Origin of the sequence: Kitasatospora sp. NPDC059571, assembly GCF_042735675.1 — a bacterium.
GTDB lineage: Bacteria > Actinomycetota > Actinomycetes > Streptomycetales > Streptomycetaceae > Kitasatospora.
The window spans coordinates 1-17,962 of record NZ_JBHWBW010000130.1 but is presented as its reverse complement, the minus strand read 5'-3'; the positions used below and the strand labels follow the sequence as shown (position 1 = coordinate 17,962).

Sequence of the window (17,962 nt, the reverse complement as noted above, 5' to 3'; positions counted from 1 at the left end):
CCCGGCCCACCCCCCGCCCGCCCCCGGCCCCCCCGCCCCTTCGGGGGGGGGGGGGGCTGGGCGCCCCCGGGCGTGTGTGGGCGCGGGCCCCGCCACCCCCCGGGGGGCCGGGCCCGTCGGACGCATGTCCGGATAAAGACGGAATGTACCCCGACACAGGGTGATCAAGCCGCTCGTACGAGTGACATCGCTCAAGGATTGCCGCGATCTGCCGAGGGGAGGATCTTCGACGTGAGGGCACCGGTCGGCACACGAGGAAGGAGTCGGGGCCGGGGGATCAGGGAGGGGCGTCCGGTCGGGGAAGCCGGGCGCGGCAGTGGGGGAAGGGGGCGGGGCGACACCGTCCGGGCTCGGGGTGGCCGGTGTCGTACCGCGGGATCGGGGAGATCCGGGGAGGCAGGGGCGGGACGGAGGGGATGCGGGGTCGTGGAGCCCGGTGCCGGGGAGCACCGGGCTTCGCGGTGCGCCCGGCGCCCGGGCACACCGAAGCGCGGCCGGGCCCGTCCTCGGGTCGGCCGCGGTCGTGCGCTGCGCGCGGGCTACGCCCGGGCGACGAAGACGTGCGCGGCGATGTCCTTGCCGAGCTCGGCAGCGCTGTCGCCCTCGCCGACCAGCACGCCGCCGACCGCCGGGGAGACCAGCACCGTCGCGCCCGGGCGGACACCGGCCCGGCGCAGTGTGCGCATGAGCTCCTCGTCGGTCTGGATCGGCTCGCCGATGCGGCGGACGACCACGCTGGCGCCCTCGTCGCGCGCGGCGAGCGCGTCCAGGGTGAGCAGCGCGGCGTCGAAGCCCTCGCCCTCGGCCTTGGTGTCGCCGAGCTCGTCGAGGCCGGGGATCGGGTTGCCGTACGGGGACTGGGTGGGGTGGCCGAGCATGGCGAGCACCTTGCGCTCGACCGTCTCGCTCATCACGTGCTCCCAGCGGCAGGCCTCCTCGTGGACCTGCTCCCACTCCAGGCCGATCACGTCGACGAGCAGGCACTCGGCGATGCGGTGCTTGCGCATCACGCGGACGGCGAGGCGGCGCCCCTCCTCGGTGAGCTCCAGGTGGCGGTCGCCGGCGACGCGGAGCAGCCCGTCGCGCTCCATGCGCCCGACGGTCTGGCTGACGGTGGGGCCGCTCTGCTCCAGGCGCTCGGCGATCCGGGCGCGCATCGGCGTGATGCCCTCCTCCTCCAGTTCCAGGATGGTGCGAAGGTACATCTCTGTGGTGTCGATCAGACCGGACATCGCCGCTGGCTCCGTTCTTCGGTGTCTCACCGCCAATTCTGACGTACCGCAGCGACAACCAGGGCCGCCCGGCCCCTATGCCCGGGGCTTTTCGTTCCTGTTGACAGCGGGGCGCCGCAGGCAGCACCGTGCTCGCCGTATCTTCCTCCATGTGCGGTCTGGACCACCGGGCCGCCCAGACCGTTCGGAGATTGGGATGACCGACCTGGTCGGGCAGTACTTCGACGCCGCCGTGGCCCACCTGCAGCGGGTCCGCGACGAGGAGGCGGCCGGCATCGACGCGGCCGCCGAGCTGCTGGCGGCGGCGGTCGCGGAGGGCCGGCGGATCTTCGCGTTCGGGGCCGGGCACTCCTCGCTGGCGGCGCAGGACGTGGTGTACCGGGCGGGCGGCCTGGTGGTGGTGAACCTGCTGAACGTGCCCGGGATGACCGGGGTGAACGTGATGCCGGCGCCGCTGGGCAGTGCGCTGGAGCGGGTCTCGGGCCTGGCGACGGCCACCCTGGACCTCACCCCGGCCACCGCCGGCGACCTGCTCTTCCTGATCTCGCTCTCCGGGCGGCAGGTGATGCCGGTCGAGCTGGCCCGGCACGCCCGGGCGCGCGGGATGAGCGTGGTGGGGGTGACCTCGCTGGCGTATCCGGGGGCGGTGGGCTCCAACCACCCGTCCGGGACGTACCTGAAGGACAACTGCGACGTGGTGCTGGACAGCAAGATCGCGGTCGGGGACGGCGAGCTGTCCTGCCCGGGGGCGGAGACCACGTTCGGCTCGGTCTCCACCATCGTGACCAGCGCGCTGATGCAGGCCGTGGTGGCCTCCGCGGTCGGCAAGCTGGCGGGCCGGGGGATCACCCCGCCGCTGTTCCGGTCGGGCAACGTGGACGGCGGGACGGAGTGGAACGCCAAGGTGATGGCCGACAACCGGGAGCGGATCTACTACGCCTTCTGACCGGTTCACCGCTGCTTTCTGACCGGACGCCATCTGTCCCGGGGCACCGTCTGCACGCATACTGGCCGGACGCCAGGCGTACCGCGCCACGGCGCGGGGCAGAACACGGTGGGGCTGAGCGGCCCTCCTGGGTTCCGAGCGACGGCGGGGGGCCGACATGACCACGGGACCGGTGCGTTCGATCGGCTGGGTACGGGAGACCGATCTGCTCCCGGAGCTGTTCTGGACCGCCGACTCCTCCTCGGTGCAGGGCCAGCGCCGGGCCGTGCTGCTCGCCCGGTGGGAGCTGGTGCTGCTGGTCGCGGCGGCCGCGGCCGGCTCGGCCGACGGCACCCTCTGGGCGTGGGCGGCGGCCGCGGCCTACCTGTGCACCGTCGCGATGGCCGCCCTGGTCACCCGGCAGAACCCGCAGGGCCTGTGGTACGAGGGCCGGGCGGTCGCCGAGTCGGTGAAGACGCTGTCGTGGAAGTACGCGGTGCGGGCCGACTCCTACCAGCCGCCGCCCAAGAAGCTGCCGGACGCCGAACGGCTGTACTCGATCCAGCTCGACGGGATCCTCGGCGAGTTCGAGACGGACCGGGTGATCCCGCAGATGGCGCGGGTCCGGGCCGACCTGCTGGCCTGGCGCGGCACCGGCCGGCACCCGCAGATCACCGAGCGGATGCAGCAGCTGCGCGAGCAGCCGCTCACCGTCCGCCGGGACGTGTACCTGCGGGAGCGGGTGCACGCCCAGCGGGAGTGGTACCAGGCGAAGGCCCGGCAGTGCGCCAACGCCGGCCGGCGGGCCGGCCGGCTGGGCATCGCGCTGCCGATGCTCGGCCTCGCCCTGGCGGTGCTGCGCGCGCTCGGCTCGTTCAGCTACGACGCGCTCGGCACCGTGTCGGCGGTGGCGGCATCGGTGGCCGCCTGGGCGCAGCTTCGGCAGTACCGGCCGCAGGCCGCCGCCTACTCCCTGGCCGCATCCGAACTCGCTCTGGTGGAGAGGCAACTGGACCAGCTGAAGCCCGAGACCGCGGACGCCGAGGAGACCTGGGCCCGGCTCGCCCGGGATGCCGAGGACGCCATCTCGCGGGAGCACACGACCTGGCAGGCGCGCCGCGAGGTGCGCAGCCTGGACGTGCCGAACTGATCTGGAGGTACTGCGTGGTGCTGCAAGTGGTCGAGGCCGCGGGGGGCCGCAGACTGGCGGTCGAGACCACCGGTGATCCGTCCGGCAGACCGGTGTTCCTGCTGCACGGCACACCGGGCAGCCGGGTGGGCCCGATGCCGCGCAGCAGTGTGCTGGCCCTGCTCGGGGTGCGGCTGATCTCCTTCGACCGGCCGGGCTACGGCGGGTCGGGCCGGATGCCGGGGCGCACGGTGGCCGCGGCGTCCGGGGACGTGACGGCGATCGCGGACGCGCTGGGGCTGGGCACCTTCGCGGTGCTGGGCCGTTCCGGCGGCGGGCCGCACGCACTGGCCTGCGCGGCGCTGCTGCCTGACCGGGTGGAGCGGGTCGCCGCGCTGGTGAGCCTGGCCCCGCGGTTCGCCGAGGGGCTGGACTGGTACGGCGGGATGACCCGCTCCAACGTCCAGGAGTACTCCGAGGTGGAGCGGGGCGTGGAGTACTTCGGCGACCTGTTCCGGTTCCGGTCGAAGCTGATCCGGGACGACCCGCATGCGCTGATCAACGACCTGGTGCCGGAACTCCCACCCACCGACCGGGCCCTGGTGTCGGACGCGGGGATCCGGCGGATGCTGCTGGCGACCTACCAGGAGGCGTTCCGGCACGGCGCGGACGGGTGGATCGACGACGTGCTGGCCTTCACCACGCCGTGGGGCTTCGACGTCGCCTCGATCACGGTGCCGACCCGGCTGTGGCACGGTGCGGCGGACCAGTTCTCGCCGGTGGACCACTCGCGCTGGCTGGCCGACCACATCCCCGGCGCCGACCTCTACCTGGAGCCGGGGGCCGCGCACTTCGGTGCGCTCAAGGTGATGACGGAGGCGCTGCAGTGGGCGGCGGGGTGACCCGGGTCGGCGGTTCGCCGCCGGCGAGGGCGGCCAGCACGTTGTCCACGGCGAGGTCGCCCATCGCCTGACGGGTGCGGACGGTGGCGCTGCCCAGGTGGGGTGCGAGCACCGCCCGCTCCTGGGCGAGCAGGGCCGCGGGGACGGCCGGCTCGTGCTCGAAGTTGTCGACGGCGGCCGCGAACAGGTGCCCGGCGTCGAGGGCGGCGGCCAGCGCCTCCTCGTCGACGACCCCGGCAGTCATGCTGACCAGCACGGCGCCGCGCGGCATCCGGGCGATCCGGTCGGCGTCGACCAGGTGGCGGGTGGCGGCGTTCAGCGGGGCGGTGACCACCAGCACGGGGGAGCCGGCGAGCAGGTCGTCCAGCGGCAGCCAGCCGGCGCCCTGCTCGAGGTCGGCGGGCAGCCGGTGGCGGTTGTGGTAGCTCACCGGCATGCCGAAGCCGGCGGCGCGGCGGGCGACGGCCTGCCCGATCCGGCCCATGCCGAGGATGCCGAGCGGGGTGCCGGACAGCTCCATGCCCAGCATGAACGTCGGCGCCCAGGCCCACGACGTGCCCGCGCGCAGCAGGCGCTCGCCCTCGCCGAGCCGGCGGGTGGCGGCGAGCAGCAGGGCCCAGGCCATGTCGGCGGTGGCCTCGGTCAGCACGCCCGGGGTGTTGGAGACGGCGACGCCGCGCTCGGCGCAGGCGGCACGGTCGATGTTGTGGGTGCCGACGGCGTGGTTGGCGACCAGCCGGAGCGCGGGCCCGGCAGCGTCCAGCAGCGGGCCGTCGACGGTGTCGTCGAGGGTGGTGAGCAGGGCGCTGCAGCCCGCGGCGGCGGCGAGCAGCTCGGCGCGCGGCATCGGCAGCTCGCTGTCGTGGTGGCGCACCTCGCAGTGGGCGGCGAGCCGCTCCAGGACACCGGGGGCGAGCCGGCGGGTGACGAGGACCGCGGGCGGCGGCGTGCTGGTGCTCATGGGTCGGCACGTTACCCGCGCCCCCGGGGCGGTGCGCTCCCCGGGGGCCGGGACGGCGGGGCGGTCAGAGCGGCTGGGGCTCCAGGTCGCGGTTGATCCGCTGCCAGCCGCGGGCGGAGACGATGGTCGGGTGGTCGTCGCCGAAGAGCTCGATCAGGGCGGCGATGGCCTGCCTGCGCAGGGCCTCGGCCTCCTCCTGGCGGCCGGTGGCGCGGAGCGTGACGGCGAGGTTGAGCCAGCAGACCACCGCGTCGGGGTGGCCCGGGCCGTAGCGGTTGTGCAGGCCGGCGTAGGCGGCGCGGCCGAGCTCCTCGGCCTTGCCGAGCTGGTGGGCGTCGGCGAGGGCGTTGGCGAGGTTGATGGTGGCGTTGAGGGTGTAGGGGTGGTCGGGGGCGAGGGCGTGGGTGAGGCCGGCGACGGCCTCCTCGGCGTGCCGGACGGCGGCCGGGGCGTCGCCGCTGCCGCGCAGGTACACGGCGAGGTTGTTCTGGCAGGCGAGGGTGAAGGGGTGCTGGTCGCCGAGGAGCCGGCGGTAGCCGTCGTAGGCCTCGGCGGCGATGTCGCGGGCGGTCTCCTTGTCGCCGGCGGCGCTGTGGTCGGCGGCGAGGTTGAGCCGGCAGGCGAGCGCGTCGGCGTTGTCGGGCCCGTACTGCTCGACGTAGCGCTCGTAGGTCTGCTCGCTGAGCCGGCGGGCCTCGCGGACCTCGCCGGCGCGGCGCAGCGAGACGGCGAGCGACTTGGCGTTGCGGAGGTTCTCCGGTGCGTCGGGCTGGAGGATGGCGTCGAGCTGCTCGGTGACCTCCTTGAGGAGTTCGACGGAGCCCTTGTAGTCGCCCATCTCGCGCAGGTCGCGGGCCAGGTTGGACTTGCTGGAGAGGGTGTAGGGGTGGCGCGGGCCGAGCACGGCGGCGCGCCGGTCGAAGATCTCCTGGTCGAGGTCGCGGGCGAGCTGCGAGTTGCCGACCAGGCGGTGGTCGATGGCGAGGTTGTTGGCGACGGACAGGGTGCGCGGGTTGTCGTCGCCGAACAGGTCGCGGAACTGGTTGTAGGTGTCGATGTCCAGGATGAGTGCCTCCTGGAACCGGCCGAGGGCGCGCAGGTCGGCGCCGAGCGAGCCGGCGGTCATCAGGGTGAACGCGTTGTGGTCGCCGAGGAGTTCCTTCTGTCCGGCGAGGGTGGCGCGGTCGAGGTCGAGGGCCTCGTCGTACGCGCCCTGGGTGCGCAGCACGTTGGCGAGCTGGAAGTTGAGGCTCAGTATCTGCCGGCGCAGGAAGCGGCGTTCGGCGGGGTTGGGCTCGACCTCGTAGCGTTCGGCCCAGGTCGCGTCGAGCTGGCGGGCGAGGCTGAGGGCGCGGTCGAGGTCGACGCGCTTCCAGAGGTAGCGGACGCGGTCGATGAGCAGTTCGCGGGTCTCGCGCTCGTCGCAGTCCTGGGCGCGGGAGGGCAGCAGGTGCGGCCAGATCTTCTCGAACGCGGGCCAGTTGGCCGGGTCGTCGGTGTCGCCGAGGGCGGGCCGGGCGCTGACCAGGATGCGGTGCACGTCGTGCATGGCGTCCGACTGCTCGGCCGGGGTCATGCCGCTGCGGACGACGGCCTGCACCAGCCGGTGGACCTGGAAGCTGTTGCTGGAGGCGTCGGTCTTGGCGAGCGCGTACCGGTTGACCGCCTGCATGACCTTGCCGAGCATGAAGCTGTCGGTCAGCTCGTCGTCGTAGGGGGCGAGCGCCCGGGTCATCTGGTCGTTGTAGAAGAGCGTGAGCGAGATCGGCTCGGGGGCGAAGAAGGCGAGCAGCTGGAGCAGCCGGACGGCGGCCGGGGACTGTTCGCGCAGCCGGGCGATGGAGACGTTCCAGGTGGCGCCGACCGGCCGCGGGTAGTCGACCGGGCGGTCGCCGGCGGACAGCGCCTTGGTGGCCTCGGCCTGCAGCTGGCCGACGTAGACGTCGACCGGGGTGTGGGTGGTGTCGAGCCAGGCGGCGGCGACCTCGACGGCGAGCGGCAGGTCGCCGACGGCCTCGGCGACCCGGTCGGCGTCGGCCCGGGGCAGGCCGCGGACCCTGCGGCGCAGGTGGTCGATGCTCTCGCCGCGGGTGAAGACGTCGACGCTGAGCACGCCGGCCTGGCCGGACCAGCCGTGGTTGCGGGAGGTGATCAGCACGTGCCCGGCGGTGTCGCCGGGGAAGTAGCGGCGCACGTCGGAGGGTTCGTCGGCGTTGTCGAAGATCAGCAGCCAGCGCGAGGTGGGGCGTCCCAGCCGCAGCGCCTCGCGGGCCGCCTCGGCGGCCTCGTTGACGCTCTCGCCGACCCGCAGGCCGAGGGCGTCGGCGAGCTCGGCGAGGTCGTGGACGACGGACTCCGGCTGCTCGGCGTCGATCCACCAGACCAGGTCGTAGTTGGACATGTAGCGGTGGGCGTACTCCAGCGCGATCTGGGTCTTGCCGACGCCGCCGAGGCCGTACAGGGTCTGCGGGGTGGGCAGCACGGCGGTGGGTCCGCCGACGAGCTGCTCGCGCAGGTTGTCGAGGACCTCGATCCGGCCGGTGAACGAGGGGTTGCGCTGCGGGACGGACCAGTACTTGGGCCGGGTGCCGGGGAAGCGCGGTGCGCCGGGCGAGCGTTCGGCGAGCAGCGGGTCGTTGTGGCCGAGGGCGCGCAGCAGGGTGAGCGCGGCCTGGGTCTCGTCGCGGCCGACCAGGTCGACCGGGTTGCGGTTGTTGAACGGCGCGGTGAGCCGGACGTCGCCAATGCGGACGGGGATGACCTGGCGGCGGGTGCCGCTGGGGTCGGCGCTGACGATCCGCTCCCACAGGGCCTGGGCCTGTGGGGAGACCAGGTAGGAGGAGGAGAGCACGGCGACGGTGCGGTACGCGGCGTCGATGCCCTCCTCGGTGGAGGCGCGCGGGTCGGCGCCGACGCCGAGGTCGCGGGAGCGGACCCGGAAGCCGGCGTCGGTGAGCACCGAGGAGATCCAGTCCGCCCAGACCCGGTCCTCGGGCACGTAGCTGAGGTAGAGGTCGGCGGGGGCGGTGGGTCGGCGGCGGATGAACGACTCCAGGTTGCGCAGCCGTTCGAGCTCGTCCATCGGGCCGAGGGCGGTGACCCGGTCGCGGGTGATGACGGCGGTGAGCCGCTCGCAGGCGGAGAGCATGGAGGCGGGCTGGCCGCGCTGGTCGCCGAACGGGGCGAGGATCTCCTCGTAGGAGTAGAACGGCCGGTAGGGGATCTCGACGGAGGCCCAGTAGTGGTTGAGGTCGATCTCGGGGACGCCGTTGGGCAGTCCGCTGAAGCGGACGCGGACCAGGGCGCGGCCGGCGTCGGCCTTCTCCTTCTCGTTCTCGTCGATGCGCATCGGGACGGGCAGGATGCGGATCCCGCGGTCGCCGTAGCGGCCGTTGACGATGTGGGCGATCCGGGCGGCGCCGTCGATGCTCTGGTCGCTGAGGGTGAAGCAGACCACCAGGTCGTCGGGCATCTCGACGGTACAGATGTCGGCGGTGTCGGTGAGGCCGGTGCGGCTGTCGATCAGTACGTAGTCGTAGTGCCGGCGCATGTCCTCGCGCAGCGACTGGAGGAACTGCCGTCCGTCGAAGCGCTCGTAGAGCTCGTCCCAGTCGATCCGGTTGACCGAGTAGTCGCGGTTGATCTGGCCGGCGGGCACGTAGTCGATGCCGCCGGTGCCGGGGAAGCGCCAGGCGAGCGAGATGGCGTGCGGGTGGATCCGGGCGAAGTCCTCGTGCCAGTCGGCGTCGCGCTCGACCGGGCGGCGGGCCTCGTCGAGGTACTCGGCGAAGAGGTCCATCACGCCGGTGGTGCCGGCGACCGCGTCCGGGTCGAGGAAGGGGTGGAAGAACCGGCCGAGGCCGGGCGCCTCCAGGTCCCAGTCGACGGTGAGCACCCGGAAGCCGTTGCTGGCCAGGATCCAGGCGGTGTTGGCGAGCGCCATGGTGCGCCCGGTGCCGCCCTTGTAGGAGTAGAAGGTGATGATCCGGCCCTGCCGGTCGTCCCCGGTGCGGTCCTCGGGTTCGGCGGCGGGCCGGCCCCAGGTCTGCCTCTCGGTCATGGCTGTCCTCCCCCGGGCGTGGCCCGTCCGGTGCCACCGCCGTCCTCGTCGTCCCCTGATGTGTACAACGGTGCGAGCCGGGGCCGCTGTCCGGTGTCGAAGTCGGCGCGCAGGGTGGGTCTGCGGGCCTCCGGTACGGCGGCCTTCGGCTCGTTGCGGCGTTCGAAGCCGTCGTTGGCGCGGATCACCGCCCGCTCCATCGCGCCCCGGAACTCCTCCAGGGTGGCGGGGGTGGCGGTGGTGCCGCCGCGCAGCGAGGGGCGGAGCGTGCCGTGCGCGTTGCGCAGCACGTCCTCGCTGATCCGGCCGAGTTCGCCGTCGTGCGCGGCGCACTCCTCGTCGGCGGTGTTCCACGGTTCGAGGGTGGAGAGCCAGGCCGGGTTGCGCCGGTCGACGCGGCGCAGGTTCTCCCGGCGGCGGCTGTCGCCCAGGGCCCAGCGGTCGACCAGCAGCACGCCGGGTGCGGCCGGGTCGGCGGAGCCGAGCAGTGCGGTGGACTCGGTGTCGAACTCGTGGACGGTGGGCCGGAATCCCATGTTCCGGGCGACCTCGGCGGCGTCCTCCGCGAGCGGCCGGCGGGATTCCGGGCGGTAGGGCTGCCAGTCGGTGCGCAGCACCCCGTAGTAGTCGGCGCTGCGGCCGGGCGGGAGTTCGCCGCGGCGGCAGGAGAAGACCGATATGTGCAGGGCTCCGGTGGGCTCGGGGGTGCCGAAGGCGCTGGGCAGGCCCTCGAAGTCGAGCGGGCGGCCGACCGGGACGACGGTCTGCTCGGCGACCTCGACGATCCGCTCGGCGAGGCGGTGCACGGCGCGCTCGTACTGGGCCCGGTAGTCGGAGAGCTTCATCAGCGCGTACAGCCCCTCCGCGGCGTAGTCGGGGCCGAAGCTGGCGTGGTTGAACTGGAGGTCGCTGGCGCAGCGGGGCAGTGTGTAGTGCTTGGTGGCGATCCACAGCGCGGGGACGATGCCGCTGGTCTCCTCGACGTCCTGGCGCCGCTGGTAGACCGGGCGCTGGGTGAAGGCGTGCCACTCCTGGCCGCAGGCATGGCTCTTGAAGTAGCGGGGAGAATAGAGCGGGACGAACACCCGGCAGGTGGCGAGCTCCTTGGCGAGCCGCTCGGCCCAGAACTGGCCCTGGTGCATGGACTGGTCCATGAAGCCGACGGGGGCGCCCTCGGGCACGTCGGTGATCATGGTGATGGCTTCGATGAGGTCGTCGTAGAGCTTGGCGACCCAGTGGTTCGGGTCGGGCCCCCGGTTGGCCGGGCGCGGAGCGTGCGCGTACGAAAGGAAGAAGTACGGGCGGGCCGGCTCCTTGCCCCATCCCCCCGGACCGTTCACACGCGCCTCCCCCGAGACAACCCGTCACCTGACCCCCGTTCGGGATTGTCAGTCTAGGAAGGTCACCTTCCCTGAGGGAATAGCGCGTGAACGTCTCAACCGGCTTGTGTTTGAAGGTATTCACGACATGCGTCGATGCCGTTGCGGATCGGGACGACGAAGCAGTCCGCGTCGCCGAGCCGTCCGCGGCCGAGTCCGGCCGGGGTGCGGTCCAGGGCGTCCTCCAGCACCGGCCCCATCGGCACGAAGTAGGCGTCGACCAGTCGGACGGCGTTGAAGTGCTCCCAGTGCGGGCCGCTGCCGTCGTCGACCACGCAGCCGTAGACCTGCCGCGGCGGGTTCGGCAACTGGTACTCGGCGTAGTGGAAGGCGGTGCAGCACCAGACCGGCAGGCCGATCAGCAGCGCCCGGGCCGACGGGTCCCGGTACAGCTTCTCGACCGGCGAGCCGGGGCCCAGGTGGCTCTCCAGCCGGTGCTCACGCATCAGTTCCTCGGCGCGGGCGCCGACGGCGGCGAACGAGGCCTGCGGGTGGGCGCTGCGCCGGGCGCCCGGTTCCTTGCGGACGAGCTCGGAGAAGTGCCCCATCACCGGCGAGGTGGGGGTGGTCTCGGGGTCGTAGGCCGGCATGGCGGCCTTGTGCGCGGTCTCCTCCTCCAGCGTCATCCCCTCGGTGAGCCGGCGGGCGAGCCGGGAGGTGTCGGAGTTCTCCGGGCAGGCGGTGTAGGCGACGATCGTCCCCTCGGCGCCGACCGCGGTCAGCAGGGCGGTGAGCAGGGTCCCGGCGCCGTCCTGGAGCCGGCCGAGGCGGCGCAGCGAGGACTGGACGAGGACGGTGTCGCCCCGGCCGATCCGGAGGTCCGCCAGCTGGGCCGCGAGTTCGCCGGCCGTCCACGGCGGGCGGGCCGGGCTGTCCGCCGGCCGGTCGACCGGCGCCACGACCGGCCCCTCCCCGAGCTCCTGCAGCACGCTCCGACCGGTCTGGGTCGCGGACACCGCGGGTCTCTCCTTCGGTTGGCGGCCGGGGCGGTCGGAGCCGCCGCGGCCTGGGTGATCGTTTCAGCGGGCGGCGGCCGCGGCGCTCTCGCGGTAGCGGGACAGGTTGTCGGCGGCCTCCGCACGGGCGTGGGCCTCGGCGGCGGGGCCGACCGGGACGTCCAGCCACGGGGCGACCGAGCCGCGCATCCCGTCGGCGAAGCGCAGGCCGAGGGCGGTCAGCGAGCCGGAGCCGGCCAGGGTCTCGACGGCCGCGGCGGTGTGCGCCCGCCAGACGGCGAGCTGCTGCCGGGCGTGCTCGGCGGCCGCGCCGGGCAGTCCGTCGTACGCGCGGACCCGGGTGCCCCAGAACTCGGTCACCGCGAGGTGCGCGTAGGTGCCCTGGAGGAGGCCCTCCAGGGGACGCGGGTCGGGCCGCCAGGGCGCGTGGTAGAGCCGCTCGTCGGCCCGGTCGTACAGGTCGTGGGCGTCGAGCACGGCGCCGAGCTTGACGTGCTGGAACTCGTGGACGAGCAGCAGGGCGAGGACGGGTGCGGTGGCGGGGCGGGCGATGCCGACGGCGCCGAAGGCCTGCCGGGCGGCGGCGCTGACGTCGCGGCCGTCCGGCCCGGGCCGCAGCGGGGTGACGGTGCTCAGGCCGGCGGCCAGCCCGGGGGCGTATCCGGGCAGGTCGCGGCCGATCAGCTCCCAGGCCTCGCGCAGGGCGCCCGTCCAGCCCTGCAGGGCCTCCTCGCCGAGCCGGTCGGCCACCGGCCACTGGTGGCCGGCCCGCTGCGGGTCGGTGTCCTCCAGCGCGACCGTCCAGCCGGGCAGCGCGACCCGGCGGACGGGCTGCCAGGCCTCGTCCGGCGGGGTGTCCCAGCCGATCCGCCGCCCGCGCGCGGTGAACCCGTCGGCCGTCCCGCCGAGTCGGGTCTCGCCGACGCCGCCGACCAGCAGCCGCCCCAGGGTGGGCAGGTGGACGGCGCCGTCGCGGACCGGCACCGGCAGCTCGAACGGGATGCGGGCGCGCAGCGCCGCGGCGGCCGCGAGCTCGGCGAGGGTGCCGAGGTCGGCGCCGGGTTCGCCGCGCAGGCATCGGGCCGCCCAGGCCCGGGCGTACGGGTGGCCGAGCACCGCGTCGAGCGCGCGCGGCGCCGCGGCGTCGAGGGCGGTGAGCAGCTGCCAGGCGTCCGGCCGCCCGTCCGCGAGGGCGGCCAGCATCCGTCGGGTGAGGCCGAGTTGGTGACCGGCGAGGTCCCGGACGGTGGCCGCGTCGCCGTAGCCGGAGGCCAGCTGGTCGAGCTGCTCCCCGGTCAGGACCGGCTCGGCCGGGGGAGGTTGGGGCGGCACGGTGGCCGGGGCGGCGTCGATGCGGTCCCGGACGGTGGTGATCAGGTGCATCAGGTCTCCGCAGAAGACCGAGGGGTTGGCAAAGCCGCTGCCGGTTCGGTAGCGGTGGGCGTAGAGGCCGCCGCCGCAGGAGCGGACGACGGGGCAGCTCCGGCACTGGTCGCTCAACCCGGCCAGGCCGGACTGGCGTTCGCGCATGCCGGGGTGGGCGGCGACCTGGTCGAGGCTGTGCTCGAACACGTCGAAGCCGGTCGCGGGGGCGCCGTCGTAGGCGGTCTTGAGGCTGTCGGCCTGCTCGAAGGAGCCGTCGGTCTCGATGACGACGAGGTCGGCGGGGTCGAGGCCGAGGGACTCGGTGAGGCTGGAGCGGCCGCGCAGGGTGCGGTGCACGGAGTCGAAGGTCCGCACCGGGACGGGGGTGCCGAGGGCGGTCCAGCGGTCGTATACGGCGAGCAGCCAGTCGGCGTACGGGCGGTCGCCGAGGCCCGCCGGGCGCGCGGGCGGGGCGTCCCAGGTGGCGTGCGGGAGGAGGAAGTCGATCCGCGGCGGTTCGAGGTCGAGCAGGGCGTCGAGGACCGCGACGGGGTCGTTCTCGACGTCGATGGTGCACAGCAGCCCGGCGTACAGGTGGCGGTACTCGGGGCGGCGCAGCAGGTCGAGGGCGGCGAGCACCTTGCCGTGGCTGGAGCGGCCGTCGGCGAAGCGGCGGTGCCGGTCGTTGGCGGCGCGGTCGCCGTCGAGGGAGATCCCGACCCTGATCCCGTACTCGGCGAAGAGGTCGAGGAAGGCCGTGCTCAGCAGGACGCCGTTGGTGTGGATGCGCAGGTCCAGGGCACAGCCGGGGGGCAGGGCCCGGTGGAGTTCCTCGGCGGCCCGGCGGATCAGGGCCCGGCCCGCGAGCAGCGGCTCGCCGCCGTGCAGCACGACGTGCACGGCGGGCAGGTGGTGGGTGCGGGCGTGGTCGCCGATCCGCTCGGCCGTCCTGGCCAGGACGTTCTCCAGGACGGCCCGCGGTCTGCCGCGCCAGCTGGTGTCGGCGTGCTCGTACACGTAGCAGTGATCGCAGGCCAGATCACAGCGGCTGTGCATCTTGAGCACGAACTGCGAGAACGGCACCAGCCCGGCGCAGGCCGGGTCGGGCGGGCCGTCGGGCTCCGCCACGCCCGTCAGATCGAGGAGTTGAAGGCTGCCACGGCCACCTGGCCGGAATCAGCACCTGGCAGTGCGCGATACAGCTGCGCGGTGAGTTCGTCCGTTCCCAGAGCGGCGAGCGAGGCGAGCGAAGGCCGTGTGAGGGGCTCCTCGACCGATGGGCTGTCGGCGGCCCGGGTGGCGAGTGCAGCGACCATGGGAAGTCTCTATTCTGCGAAGTCAAAACGCCAATGAAAAAGGGGAATTGGACTCCCACGGCACGGAGGGCCGACTCGGGGCACGCCCGGGCCGGGCGCAAAACGCGACTCCGGCCCGCGACTGTTGAGGACGGGCCGTCCCCGGGCCGAGTTCACCCGACCCGAAGCCTAGCTTCCTGACGCCGGATCAGCCACTCGGCGCGGCCAAATGGTCCATCATCGCACAGCGCACCGTCATGGGCACAGGCGTTCGACACGCCAGTCGCCCTCCCCGCCGTCGGCGGCCAGGTACACCAGGCGGTCGTGCAGCCGGTTCTCCCGGCCCTGCCAGAACTCCACCGTCTCCGGCACCACCCGGTAGCCGCCCCAGAACGGCGGCACCGGCACGCCCTCGCCCTCCGGGTAGCGGGCCGCCAGCTCGGCGTAGCGCCGCTCCAGGATCTCGCGGCCGGCGACCGGGCTGGACTGCTCGCTGGCCCAGGCGCCGAGCTGGGAGCCGTGCGGGCGGGTCCGGAAGTAGGCGGCGGTCTCGTCGCGGCCGACCTTCTCGACCCGGCCGCAGACGACCACCTGCCGGGCCAGCGCGATCCACGGGAAGAGCAGCGAGGCCTGCGGGTTCACCGCGAGCTCGGCGCCCTTGCGGGAGCCGTAGTTGGTGTAGAAGACGAAGCCCCGCCGGTCGTACCCCTTCAGCAGGACGGTACGCGCGCTGGGCCGCCCGGCGGCGTCCGCGGTGGACAGCACCATGGCGTTGGGCTCGGTCACCCCGGCCTCGTCCGCCTCGTGGAACCAGCGGGTGAACTGCTCCACCGGGTCGGCGGCGAGGTCCCCCTCGGCCAGCCCCTCGTGCTGGTAGTGCTTGCGCATGACGGTCAGGTCCGGACTCGGCCGGTCCTCGCTCGGCGTGGTCAGGGACGTGGGGCGATCCGCAGGGGTAGGCACGGCAACATCATCCCGTACGACAAGCCTCGCGGGTGCTTACGTCCCGGCAAACCCGGGTCGGAGATAAGGTGTCTCGCCACCGCATCGCCGGGTGCCCGGCGGGGAATCGTCCCCCAAGGGCCCGGAATTCCCCCGAATGTCCGCCGAAGGCGTCGGACTCGGTCCCGGCCGTGCGGCCCGTGGGGGAAACATCACCGTGGTGGTGTATGGCGCAATGCACCGGGTGCCTGCAAGGCTGACACCGAGTGCCAACCACCACCGGTCACCCGGTACGCCGCTCCACCACCGCGGCGGGCCGGGACGGATCACTGAAGGAGCCGTGATGTCCGACTTCGTACCCGGGCTCGAGGGTGTCGTCGCCTTCGAGAGCGAGATCGCCGAACCCGACCGTGAGGGCGGCGCGCTGCGCTACCGCGGCGTCGACATCGACGACCTGGTGGGCCACGTCTCCTTCGGCCACGTCTGGGGCCTGCTGGTGGACGGCAAGTTCAACCCCGGCCTGCCGGCCGCCGAGCCCTTCCCGATCCCGGTGCACTCCGGTGACATCCGGGTCGACGTGCAGTCCGCCCTGGCCATGCTCGCCCCGGTCTGGGGCCTCAAGCCGCTGCTGGACATCTCCGCCGAGCAGGCCCGCGACGACCTCGCCCGGGCCGCCGTGATGGCGCTGTCCTACGTCGCCCAGTCGGCCCGCGGCCAGGGCCTGCCGATGGTCCCGCAGCGCGAGATCGACAAGGCCGAGACGGTCGTCGAGCGGTTCATGATCCGCTGGCGCGGCGAGCCGGACCCGCGCCACGTCAAGGCCGTCGACGCCTACTGGACGTCCGCCGCCGAGCACGGCATGAACGCCTCCACCTTCACCGCCCGCGTCATCGCCTCCACCGGCGCCGACGTCGCCGCCGCGCTCTCCGGCGCGGTCGGCGCGATGTCCGGCCCGCTGCACGGGGGCGCCCCGTCCCGCGTGCTCGGCATGATCGAGGAGATCGAGCGCACCGGCGACGCGGCCGGCTACGTCCGCAACGCCCTCGACAAGGGCGAGCGACTGATGGGCTTCGGCCACCGCGTCTACCGCGCCGAGGACCCGCGCGCCCGCGTGCTGCGCCGCACCGCCAAGGAGCTCGGCGCGCCGCGCTTCGAGATCGCCGAGGCGCTGGAGAAGGCCGCGCTGGAGGAGCTGCACAACCGCCGCCCCGACCGCGTGCTCGCCACCAACGTGGAGTTCTGGGCCGCGATCATGCTGGACTTCGCCGAGGTCCCGGCGCACATGTTCACCTCGATGTTCACCTGTGCCCGCACCGCCGGCTGGTCCGCGCACATCCTGGAGCAGAAGCGCACCGGCCGCCTGGTGCGCCCCTCCGCGCGCTACATCGGCCCCGGCCCGCGCAGCCCGCGCGAGGTCGAGGGCTACGAGTCGATCGCCCACTGACGCGTTCACTCGTCCGGGGGGTTGGGGCCGCGGCCCGAACCCCCCGGGTGCAGGCAAGATCACATCTCAGCGTGCGGACGTCCGTGACCATTCCGCTACCCGGGGCAGTAGGCTGCCCGCGTGGCTCAGATCCAGATCCCCGCTGACATCAAGCCCGCAGACGGCCGTTTCGGCTGCGGCCCGTCCAAGGTGCGCCCCGAGGCCCTGAGTGCCCTCGCCGCCACCGGAACCTCCCTGCTGGGCACCTCCCACCGCCAGGCCCCGGTCAAGAACGTGGTCAAGCGCGTGCGCGAGGGCGTGAGCAGCCTCTTCTCGCTCCCCGAGGGCTACGAGGTGGTGCTCGGCAACGGCGGTTCCACCGCGTTCTGGGACATCGCCGCCTTCGGTCTGGTGCGCGAGAAGTCCCAGCACCTGAACTTCGGCGAGTTCTCCTCCAAGTTCGCCTCCTCGGTGAAGGCCGCCCCGTGGCTGGCCGAGCCCACCGTGGTCAAGTCCGAGCCGGGCACCCACCCGCTGCCGGTCGCCGAGGCGGGCGTGGACGTCTACGCGCTCACCCACAACGAGACCTCCACCGGTGTCGCCATGCCGATCCGCCGCCCCGCGGGCGCGGACGCCGGCTCGCTGGTCCTGGTCGACGCCACCTCGGGCGCCGGCGGCCTGCCGGTTGACATCACCGAGACGGACGTCTACTACTTCGCCCCGCAGAAGTCCTTCGCCAGCGAGGGCGGCCTCTGGCTGGCCACCTTCTCGCCGGCCGCGCTGGAGCGCGCCGCCGAGATCGCCGGCTCCGGCCGCTACATCCCGCCGTTCTTCGACCTGCCGACCGCGATCGACAACTCGTCGAAGGACCAGACGTACAACACCCCGTCGATCAGCACGCTCTTCCTGCTGGCCGACCAGCTGGAGTGGCTGAACGGCAACGGCGGCCTGGAGTGGGCGGTCGCCCGCACCGCCGAGTCCTCCTCGATCCTGTACTCCTGGGCCGAGAAGTCCTCCTTCGCCCAGCCCTTCGTGGCCAAGGCCGAGGAGCGCTCGCAGGTCGTCGGCACCATCGACTTCGACGACTCGATCGACGCCGCCGCGATCGCCAAGGCCCTGCGGGCCAACGGCATCGTCGACACCGAGCCGTACCGCAAGCTGGGCCGCAACCAGCTGCGCATCGCGATGTTCCCGGCGATCGACCCGGCCGACGTCCAGGCGCTCACCGCCTGCATCGACTACGTGGTCGAGGAGCTCTGACCGCTGCCGACGCGCACGAATGTGGGGGCCCCCCCCGCGGGGGCCCGGTAGCCCGGGGGATTGGGGGCCAACGGGAGCCCCCGCGTTTACCCCGCAGGCCCCCCCAGGCGGAGAGAGGGGGGGACGTGGGCCC

General features: G+C 73.6%; 13 protein-coding genes. 5 read left to right on the top strand and 8 right to left on the bottom strand.

What is annotated here, in order from left to right; genetic code table 11:
• Positions 1-539: 539 nt before the first annotated feature.
• A complete protein-coding gene (locus ACFV0G_RS17085) occupies positions 540-1,232 on the bottom strand; it encodes a metal-dependent transcriptional regulator (protein WP_380547528.1) in 693 nt (230 codons plus the stop codon).
• A gap of 196 nt (positions 1,233-1,428) precedes the next feature.
• On the opposite strand from ACFV0G_RS17085, the gene ACFV0G_RS17080 reads away from it, so the two are divergent.
• From ACFV0G_RS17080 to ACFV0G_RS17070, 3 genes are all read left to right on the top strand, one after another.
• Positions 1,429-2,178, top strand: coding sequence for a sugar isomerase domain-containing protein (locus ACFV0G_RS17080; RefSeq protein ID WP_380547525.1), 750 nt, complete (start codon positions 1,429-1,431; stop codon positions 2,176-2,178).
• A 157-nt stretch (positions 2,179-2,335) separates the two neighbouring features.
• A complete protein-coding gene (locus ACFV0G_RS17075) occupies positions 2,336-3,307 on the top strand; it encodes a DUF4231 domain-containing protein (RefSeq protein WP_380547522.1) in 972 nt (323 codons plus the stop codon).
• Positions 3,308-3,324: 17 nt separating this feature from the next.
• Entirely contained in the window at positions 3,325-4,188 is an 864-nt protein-coding gene (locus ACFV0G_RS17070; RefSeq protein ID WP_380547538.1) for an alpha/beta fold hydrolase, read from the top strand.
• On the opposite strand, the gene ACFV0G_RS17065 is transcribed toward ACFV0G_RS17070, so the two are convergent.
• The 7 genes from ACFV0G_RS17065 to pdxH all read right to left on the bottom strand — a co-directional run bounded on the left by ACFV0G_RS17065 (position 4,148) and on the right by pdxH (position 15,092).
• Positions 4,148-5,149, bottom strand: coding sequence for a 2-hydroxyacid dehydrogenase (locus ACFV0G_RS17065; protein WP_380547519.1), 1,002 nt, complete (start codon positions 5,147-5,149; stop codon positions 4,148-4,150). The two genes, ACFV0G_RS17070 and ACFV0G_RS17065, sit on opposite strands and share 41 nt — an antisense overlap.
• A gap of 64 nt (positions 5,150-5,213) precedes the next feature.
• Positions 5,214-9,209 carry an FxSxx-COOH system tetratricopeptide repeat protein gene (gene fxsT / locus ACFV0G_RS17060; RefSeq protein WP_380547516.1) on the bottom strand — a complete coding sequence of 1,332 codons (3,996 nt, stop codon included), beginning with the start codon at positions 9,207-9,209 and terminating at the stop codon, positions 5,214-5,216.
• The gene (locus ACFV0G_RS17055; RefSeq protein WP_380547513.1) at positions 9,206-10,549 is read right to left on the bottom strand and encodes a TIR-like protein FxsC; all 1,344 of its coding nucleotides are present in this window, start codon (positions 10,547-10,549) and stop codon (positions 9,206-9,208) included. The genes fxsT and ACFV0G_RS17055 overlap by 4 nt, the downstream gene beginning before the upstream one ends.
• A 95-nt stretch (positions 10,550-10,644) precedes the next feature.
• On the bottom strand, positions 10,645-11,544 hold the full coding sequence (locus ACFV0G_RS17050; RefSeq protein WP_380547510.1) for an aminoglycoside N(3)-acetyltransferase: 900 nt from the start codon (positions 11,542-11,544) through the stop codon (positions 10,645-10,647).
• A gap of 63 nt (positions 11,545-11,607) precedes the next feature.
• A complete protein-coding gene (locus ACFV0G_RS17045) occupies positions 11,608-13,965 on the bottom strand; it encodes an FxsB family cyclophane-forming radical SAM/SPASM peptide maturase (RefSeq protein WP_380547535.1) in 2,358 nt (785 codons plus the stop codon).
• 77 nt (positions 13,966-14,042) lie between these two features.
• Positions 14,043-14,225, bottom strand: a complete 183-nt coding sequence (locus ACFV0G_RS17040) for a hypothetical protein (protein ID WP_380547507.1) — start codon at positions 14,223-14,225, stop codon at positions 14,043-14,045.
• Between the two features lie 234 nt (positions 14,226-14,459).
• Positions 14,460-15,092, bottom strand: coding sequence for a pyridoxamine 5'-phosphate oxidase (gene pdxH / locus ACFV0G_RS17035; RefSeq protein ID WP_380547532.1), 633 nt, complete (start codon positions 15,090-15,092; stop codon positions 14,460-14,462).
• A gap of 397 nt (positions 15,093-15,489) precedes the next feature.
• Here pdxH and ACFV0G_RS17030 point away from each other — a divergent pair, with 397 nt between their 5' ends.
• On the top strand, positions 15,490-16,590 hold the full coding sequence (locus ACFV0G_RS17030; RefSeq protein WP_380547504.1) for a citrate synthase 2: 1,101 nt from the start codon (positions 15,490-15,492) through the stop codon (positions 16,588-16,590).
• A 120-nt stretch (positions 16,591-16,710) separates the two neighbouring features.
• Positions 16,711-17,829: a phosphoserine transaminase gene (gene serC, locus ACFV0G_RS17025; RefSeq protein WP_380547500.1), complete on the top strand. Its 1,119-nt coding sequence runs from the start codon at positions 16,711-16,713 to the stop codon at positions 17,827-17,829.
• Positions 17,830-17,962 lie beyond the last annotated feature (133 nt).

Bases quoted from the DNA above. Each gene is read 5' to 3' on its own strand.
- ACFV0G_RS17030 (WP_380547504.1), top strand. From the start codon at position 15,490: ATGTCCGACTTCGTACCCGGGCTCGAGGGTGTCGTCGCCTTCGAGAGC.
- ACFV0G_RS17045 (WP_380547535.1), bottom strand. From the start codon at position 13,965: ATGCACAGCCGCTGTGATCTGGCCTGCGATCACTGCTACGTGTACGAG.
- ACFV0G_RS17085 (WP_380547528.1), bottom strand. From the start codon at position 1,232: ATGTCCGGTCTGATCGACACCACAGAGATGTACCTTCGCACCATCCTG.
- ACFV0G_RS17075 (WP_380547522.1), top strand. From the start codon at position 2,336: ATGACCACGGGACCGGTGCGTTCGATCGGCTGGGTACGGGAGACCGAT.
- ACFV0G_RS17080 (WP_380547525.1), top strand. From the start codon at position 1,429: ATGACCGACCTGGTCGGGCAGTACTTCGACGCCGCCGTGGCCCACCTG.
- ACFV0G_RS17065 (WP_380547519.1), bottom strand. From the start codon at position 5,149: ATGAGCACCAGCACGCCGCCGCCCGCGGTCCTCGTCACCCGCCGGCTC.
- fxsT (WP_380547516.1), bottom strand. From the start codon at position 9,209: ATGACCGAGAGGCAGACCTGGGGCCGGCCCGCCGCCGAACCCGAGGAC.
- pdxH (WP_380547532.1), bottom strand. From the start codon at position 15,092: ATGCGCAAGCACTACCAGCACGAGGGGCTGGCCGAGGGGGACCTCGCC.
- ACFV0G_RS17040 (WP_380547507.1), bottom strand. From the start codon at position 14,225: ATGGTCGCTGCACTCGCCACCCGGGCCGCCGACAGCCCATCGGTCGAG.